This is a genomic window from Marivibrio sp. (assembly GCF_040218065.1).
Lineage (GTDB): Bacteria > Pseudomonadota > Alphaproteobacteria > UBA8366 > Aestuariispiraceae > Marivibrio.
Window position 1 is genome coordinate 281,208 of record NZ_JAVJQE010000010.1, and the last position, 6,425, is coordinate 287,632.

The following is a 6,425-nucleotide window of genomic DNA, read 5'->3' on the forward strand; positions in this document are numbered from 1 at the left end:
CGCGCTCCGTCGTGGTGAGCGCTTGCGCTCGTATGGCGCGCGTCGCTTTTCCTCTTACATTCCTGCTCGCAAGCCTTTCCGCCGTTGCGACGGCGCAGACCCCCGCGATCGTCGACGGGCCGAGCGCGCCGGCGCTCGTGCAGGCGATGGACCGAACCGCGGTCGCGTCTGAATTGGCGGCGCGCATATCTGAAATGCCGGTGCGGCCGGGCGAGCGCTTCGCCGAAGGGGATGTGCTGGTGCGCTTCGCCTGCGCCGCCTACGAAGCGCAGCGCGCCGTGGCCCGGGCGGACGTCGCCTCGGCCCAGGCGCAGCTCGCGGTCAAAAAGCGGTTGTTCGAGCTTCAGTCCGCCGGCGCGCTTGAAGTCGACGTGGCGGCCGCGGCGGTCGCTCGCGCGCAGGCCGAGGTGCGCCTTTATCAGGTCCAGGTCGACCGCTGCATCCTGCGTGCGCCCTACGCCGGCCGCGTGGTGGAATGGACGGCCCGCCCCTTCGGCTCGGTCGAAGCCGGCGAGCCCCTTCTGGAGATCGTCGGCGTCGAGCGGCTGGAAGTCGAGGTCATCGTGCCGGTCGCCTGGATGCGCTGGCTCAAGCCGGGGGCGCGCTTTCAACTGGCTGCAGCCGACGGCGCGCAAACCGCGCAAGCGACGGTCAAGAGCCTGGGCGCCGCCGTCGATCCGGCGAGCCAGACGGTCGTCATTCGCGGCGCGCTGGAGGAGCCGGGGCCGGGGTGGCTTCCGGGCCTTAGCGGTCGGGCGGTCTTCGCCGCGCCGGACCAGGACGGATGAGGGACCTTCATGTCGCAACCCCCGCCGCGTCGGATGCCGTCCGTCGACGCCTCCGCCGAGCCGGCCGGTCCGGGCGCCGGCGGCGAACAGCGGACATGGAGCCTGCTGCTCGGCCTTGAGCGCGAGGCGCGGCGCGCCGAGACGGCGCGTGAACTCGCCTACACGATCGTCAATCAGACGCGCCGTCTGGTCGCCTATCGGCAGGCTGTGCTGGTGCGGCGGCCGGCGCGCGGCAAGATCAAGGTCGAGGCCGTCTCCAATGTCGCGACGGTCGAGCGCAACGCCCCTTATATCGTCTGGTTGTGCGCCGTGCTGCGCCATCTGGACCGCGCCGAGCGCCTCGACACACCCGGTCCGATCGCGCCGGACGCCTTGCCGGAGAGGCTCGCCGCCGATTGGCGGGAATGGTGGCCGGCCCAGGTCCATTGGGTTCCCTTGAGCGGCCGCGGCGGCCATCCCGGCGGCGGCTTGCTGCTGCTTCGCGAAGCGCCGCCTTGGACCGACGCGGAGCGCGTCCTGATCGATCAATTGGCGGACGCCTACGCCCACGCGTGGGCGGCGCTCGGGGGGCTGCGCGGGAGGCGCGCGGGCGGGCCGGCCAAGCGTCTGGTCGGGGCGGCGTTGCTCGTCGCGGCGCTCGGCGTGCTGCTGATCCCGGTGCGCCAATCGGCGATTGCGCCGGCCCAAGTCGCCCCACGCGAGCCGCAGGTGGTCGCCGCGCCGCTGGACGGCGTGGTGCGAGAGATCTTCGTGAGTCCGAACGAAGCGATTGCGGCGGGCGATCTGCTGTTCGCCTTCGAGCCTGCGGAACTGGAGGCGAACCGCGAGGTCGCCGCCCGCGCTCTCGCCGTCGCCGAGGCCGATCTGCAACGCGCTGAAAGCCAGGCCTTCGGGGACCCGCGCAGCAAGGCGGAGGTGGCCCTCAAACAGGCGGAAGCGGCCCTCAAGCAGGCGGAGCTTGATTACGCCGAGTCGTTGCTCGAGCGGGTGGAGGTCCGCGCGCCGGCCGACGGCGTCGCCGTCTTCGCCGACGCGAACGAGTTCCGCGGACGTCCGGTGCGCACGGGCGAACGGGTGATGGCGATCGCCGACCCGGCGCGCGCGCGCATTGAGGTGGAGCTGCCGGTCGCCGACGCGATCGCCCTTTCGCCCGGTGCGGAGGTGCGGCTGTTCCTCGACACCGCCCCGCTGGACCCGGTGCCGGGACGTCTTGAGCGGGCCAGCTTCGAGGCGACGGAGACCGCAGACGGGGTGCTGGCCTATCGGGTCAGCGCCGGCTTCGAGGCGGGCGTCGCGCCGCCGCGCCTCGGCTTGCGCGGCAGCGCGAAGCTTTACGGCGAGCGCGCGCCGCTTGCGCTTTACCTCTTCCGCCGGCCGATCGCGGCCGCGCGGCAGTTCTTCGGCTTCTAGGGCCGAAGCCGGGCGGGCGGCGATGAGCGTTCTCGACGCAGGAATCGACGGGACGGCGCCGGACTCCGTCGCGCGCGCGCCGACCGCCGACGAGGGGCCGATCGCGTTGCCGCCCCTGCGTGAGGATTTGCGCCTGTTGCCGGCCGCCGCCGATCGCGACGGCGCGCCGGGCTGGACCATCTTCGATCCCGTGCGCAACCGCTATTTCCGCATCGGCCACGCGGCTTACGAGATGCTGCGCCGGTGGCGCCTCCGCCGCTCCGACAGGTTGGTCGCGGCGGTGGCGGCGGAGACCGTCCTGACGCCGGAGGAAGCGGACGTCGCGGCGCTGGTCTTGTTCCTGCGGGCGAACGGGCTGGTGCAGCGCTCCGAGCCGGAGGTTGCGGCCGAGTTCGCCCGGGTCGACAAGGCCGGGCGGCCGACCTGGTGGAAGTGGGTGGTCCACAACTATCTTTTCGTGCGGATTCCCCTGGTTCGGCCGGATCGTTTCCTGGCGGCGACCCAGCCGGTCGCGGATCTGGTCGCCTCGCGCCCGGTGCAGGGCGCGATTCTGGCGTTGGGCGCGCTGGGGGTGGTGCTGGCGCTGCGTCAATGGGACCAGTTTCTGACAACCTTCATGGCCTTCGCGAATTGGCAGGGCGTGGTTTGGGCGGCCGTGACGCTGACCGCCGCCAAGATTTTGCATGAACTCGCCCACGCCTACACCGCGCGGCGCTACGGCTGCCGGGTGCCGACGATGGGCGTTGCGTTTCTGGTGCTTTATCCTGTCCTCTATACCGACACCTCGGACAGCTGGCGGCTGACCTCCCGCGGGCGGCGCTTGCGCGTCGGCGCGGCCGGCATCCGGCTGGAGCTGATGTTGGCGTTGCTGGCGACGCTGCTGTGGTCCTTGCTGCCGGAAGGCCCGGCGCGCAGCGCGGTCTTTCTGATCGCCACCGCGACCTGGATTTCGACCCTGCTGATCAATCTCAATCCGTTCCTGCGGTTCGACGGCTATTATCTGCTGTCCGATTGGCTGGACGTTCCGAACCTGCAGCCCAGGGCCTTCGCGCTCACCCGGTGGCGGCTGCGAGAGGCGCTGTTCGGCCTCGGTCTCCCGGCCCCGGAGCCGATGGAGGCGGGCTTGCGGCGGGCCTTGATCCTGTACGGACTCGCAACTTGGATTTACCGGTTCTTTCTGTTCATCGGCATCGCGCTCATCGTCTATCATCTATTTTTCAAGACGCTCGGCATCCTGCTGTTCGTGATTGAGATCGTCTGGTTCATCCTGCTGCCGATCGCCAAGGAGGTGAAAGCCTGGATGACGTTAAGAGAGCGCTTCCGGGCGAACCGTCAGCTCGCCGCCACTTCGGCCGTTGCGGTCGCCGGGCTTTGGCTGCTGTTCCAACCCTGGGATACGGTCATCCGTGCGCCCGCCGTCTGGGAGGCGGAGAGCGCCGCCCCGGTGCTGACGGCGCTGCCCGGCCGTCTGGCGTCGATCGAGGCGGCGCCCGGGGCGGTCGTGACGGAAGGCGAACCGCTCTATCGCTTCCGCTCGCCCGACATGGACGCCGCCGCCCGCCTCGCCGAGGCCGGCCTGGCGGTGGCCGAGATCCGTCTGGAGCAGGCGCGCGCCGACCGACAAAGCGCCGGCGTGGTTCGTTCGCTGGAGCAAGAGGTCGCCCGCATCAAGGCGCGGCTGGATCGCATCGAGGCGCGCGCCGCGCGCTTGGTTGTGCGGGCGCCGATCTCCGGCGTGCTGCGCGATGCGCCCGCCGATCTCGTCGTCGGTCGGTGGATGGCGCCCCAAAGCCCGCTCGGTCTCGTGACCAGCGAGTCCGGCAAGCTGACCGCCTATGTCGGGCAGCAGGACCTGCAGCGCGTCGAGGAGGGAGCGCCGGCCGTCTTCTATCCGGAGGATCCGGGCCTGCCGGAGCGTCAGGCGTCGGTCCGGACGGTCGACCGTCTCGGCGCCTCGCGGCTGGAGGGCGGCTATCTCGCCGCGCCGCTCGGCGGGCGGATCGAAGCGCGCGCGGACGCGTCGGGCGCGTGGACGCCGCTCGGCGCGGTCTACCGCGTCGTCGCCGACCCGGACGAGCCCGGCGCGCCGCCAAAGACGACCCGGGGGCTGCTGCACCTGGACGGACCGGCGGAGAGTTGGGCGGAGCGCATCTGGCGCCGCGCGGCCGCGCTCCTGATTCGGGAGAGCGGCTTCTAGCCCTCGTCGCGCCGACGGCTGAGCACGGCCGGGCCGCCTTCGACCGCAAGCGCGCCGCGCTCCTCGTCGGGCAGCGGCGCGATCCGGTAGAGCTTTTCGTCGGCCAGACCCGTCACGTCGCCGTGGCTTTCGTTGCCGATCGCGGACGGGGCGCCGGGATTCTCCTGCGCGGCGGCCAGAAGACGGGCTTCGCCCGCCGTCTCCGCGCGGACGATAACGCGCGCGAAGCGCGGATGGTTCAGCCAGCGCGGATCGCCGGCCCGCGCGACAGGTTCGATCTTCCACAGCTTCATCGGACCGCTGCTCCTCCTCGCTCCTCGGGGTTTCATCCTAGCGGGGAGGTGGGCGCGCGCGCGCGGCCTGTCAAATTCCGGTCAATCGGGAAGGGCGGCGTACAAGGCCACCGCGGCCGCGTTCGAGACGTTGAGCGAGCCGAGCCGGCGGTCGCGCATCGGAATCGCGACCAGCATGTCGCAGGTCTCGCGCGTAAGGCGGCGCAAGCCTTCGCCCTCCGCCCCGAGGACCAGGGCGAGGCGGCGCTCGCGCGGGAGATCGGCCAAGCGATCGGTCGCCTCGCCGTCCAGACCCGCGATCCAGAATCCCGCATCCTTCAGATGATCGAGCGCGCGCGCCAGATTGCCGATGCGCACCAGCGGCACCTGCTCCAACGCTCCCGAGGCGCTTTTCGCCAGGACGGCCGATTCCGGCGGCGCGTTGCGGTCCTGCAGGCATACCGCCTGCGCCCCCAGCACCGCGGCCGTCCGCAGGATGGCGCCGACATTGTGCGGATCGGTGACTTGGTCCAACACCAAAATGCGCGCGTCCGCGGGCGCGTCGGCGCTGACGTCCTCGATGGCGCGCTCGGGCAGCGGCCAGGCCTCCAGCACGACGCCCTGGTGGACGGCGTCGCCGCCGAGCAGCGAATCCAGCACCGCTCGGTCGGCGGCGCGGGGGGTGAGATCGCGGCCGTCGAGCGCGTCGACCAGCCGCTCGGCCGCCTGGCGGGTGCACCAAAGACGCCCGACCCGACGGTCCGGATTGGCCAGCGCGGCGCGCACGGGATGGAAGCCGTAGAGAAAATAGGCGCCGCGTTCCGGACGGATCGGCGCGCCCATCGCGTCGAGCGCGATCGGGGGCGCGCCGCCGGCCCCTTGGCCGCCCTTGCGGCCGGACGGCTTGGGCGACGGCTTTCCGCCGGCGGAGCCCTTGGCGGGCGCTTGGGGCTGACTGTCGCGCCGCTGGATGCGGCCTTTCGGCGGGGCGTTTTTTCGCGAGTTCATGGGGTGGGTCTCTACTCCTTCCGCCGGGTCGGCGCAAACGCCAAGCGTGCTAACAACCTCATGGACTTACGCCGCCGCCTGACGGTCCGGATTCTCCGTTGACAAGGCGGGGCGCGGCCCCTAAACCCCAACCCGCCGCGGGACGCGGCGCCGGGGCCCGGTGTCACGGAGGGATGCCCGAGTGGTTAAAGGGGACGGACTGTAAATCCGTTGGCTATGCCTACGTTGGTTCGAATCCAACTCCCTCCACCACCGGCCGGCGCGCTGAAGGCGGCGCGAGAGACGGGCTGTCGGGCGACGGATGTCGCCGGGCGGTCGCTTTCGCGCATCCTTCGGGCGACCATGCGGCGGCGCAGGCGTCGCGAAGGATCGTGCGGGTGTAGCTTAATGGTAAAGCCCCAGCCTTCCAAGCTGGTTACGTGGGTTCGATTCCCATCACCCGCTCCAGTTTACCTCGCGCGCCTTCGATCGAGGCGGCGGCGGATCGCGTCCGACGCGGAACGCCCGCTCCGAGCGGGCCTCGCTCCGCTCAGGCGTTGAACGAGCGGTCAGGGTTAAGCGGCCAGGAGATCTGGCGAGTCCAACGAGGGAACGGCGAAGACAATGGCGAAGGCGAAGTTTGAGCGGACGAAGCCGCACTGCAACATCGGGACGATCGGTCACGTCGACCACGGCAAGACGACGCTGACGGCTGCGATCACGAAGGTTCTGGCCGAGACGGGCGGGGCGACGTTCCTTGACTATTCGGCG

At 71.0% G+C, this 6,425-nt stretch carries 6 protein-coding genes and 2 tRNA genes; 6 read left to right on the forward strand and 2 right to left on the reverse strand.

The window, feature by feature from the left end; genetic code table 11:
• Positions 1-32: 32 nt before the first annotated feature.
• The 3 genes from RIB45_RS11380 to RIB45_RS11390 are packed head-to-tail and all read left to right on the forward strand — an operon-like array spanning position 33 to position 4,395.
• A complete protein-coding gene (locus tag RIB45_RS11380) occupies positions 33-788 on the forward strand; it encodes an efflux RND transporter periplasmic adaptor subunit (protein WP_350050392.1) in 756 nt (251 codons plus the stop codon).
• Between the two features lie 9 nt (positions 789-797).
• Positions 798-2,198: an efflux RND transporter periplasmic adaptor subunit gene (locus RIB45_RS11385; RefSeq protein WP_350050393.1), complete on the forward strand. Its 1,401-nt coding sequence runs from the start codon at positions 798-800 to the stop codon at positions 2,196-2,198.
• 22 nt (positions 2,199-2,220) lie between these two features.
• Complete coding sequence (locus tag RIB45_RS11390; protein WP_350050394.1) at positions 2,221-4,395, forward strand: peptidase; 2,175 nt, start codon at positions 2,221-2,223, stop codon at positions 4,393-4,395.
• On the opposite strand, the gene RIB45_RS11395 is transcribed toward RIB45_RS11390, so the two are convergent.
• Both RIB45_RS11395 and rlmB read right to left on the reverse strand, forming a co-directional pair.
• Positions 4,392-4,688: a hypothetical protein gene (locus tag RIB45_RS11395; RefSeq protein WP_350050395.1), complete on the reverse strand. Its 297-nt coding sequence runs from the start codon at positions 4,686-4,688 to the stop codon at positions 4,392-4,394. The two genes, RIB45_RS11390 and RIB45_RS11395, sit on opposite strands and share 4 nt — an antisense overlap.
• Before the next feature lie 81 nt (positions 4,689-4,769).
• The gene (gene rlmB / locus RIB45_RS11400; RefSeq protein WP_350050396.1) at positions 4,770-5,675 is read right to left on the reverse strand and encodes a 23S rRNA (guanosine(2251)-2'-O)-methyltransferase RlmB; all 906 of its coding nucleotides are present in this window, start codon (positions 5,673-5,675) and stop codon (positions 4,770-4,772) included.
• A gap of 167 nt (positions 5,676-5,842) precedes the next feature.
• On the opposite strand from rlmB, the gene RIB45_RS11405 reads away from it, so the two are divergent.
• From RIB45_RS11405 to RIB45_RS11415, 3 genes are all read left to right on the forward strand, one after another.
• Positions 5,843-5,927 (forward strand) — tRNA-Tyr (locus RIB45_RS11405).
• 121 nt (positions 5,928-6,048) lie between these two features.
• Positions 6,049-6,122, forward strand: a tRNA-Gly gene (locus RIB45_RS11410).
• Between the two features lie 156 nt (positions 6,123-6,278).
• The coding region (locus RIB45_RS11415) for a GTP-binding protein (RefSeq protein ID WP_350050402.1) at positions 6,279-6,425 on the forward strand (147 nt) is incomplete at its 3' end.

Coding starts and splice junctions, on each gene's coding strand:
- rlmB (WP_350050396.1), bottom strand. CDS start 5,675: ATGAACTCGCGAAAAAACGCCCCGCCGAAAGGCCGCATCCAGCGGCGC.
- RIB45_RS11395 (WP_350050395.1), bottom strand. CDS start 4,688: ATGAAGCTGTGGAAGATCGAACCTGTCGCGCGGGCCGGCGATCCGCGC.
- RIB45_RS11380 (WP_350050392.1), top strand. CDS start 33: ATGGCGCGCGTCGCTTTTCCTCTTACATTCCTGCTCGCAAGCCTTTCC.
- RIB45_RS11385 (WP_350050393.1), top strand. CDS start 798: ATGTCGCAACCCCCGCCGCGTCGGATGCCGTCCGTCGACGCCTCCGCC.
- RIB45_RS11390 (WP_350050394.1), top strand. CDS start 2,221: ATGAGCGTTCTCGACGCAGGAATCGACGGGACGGCGCCGGACTCCGTC.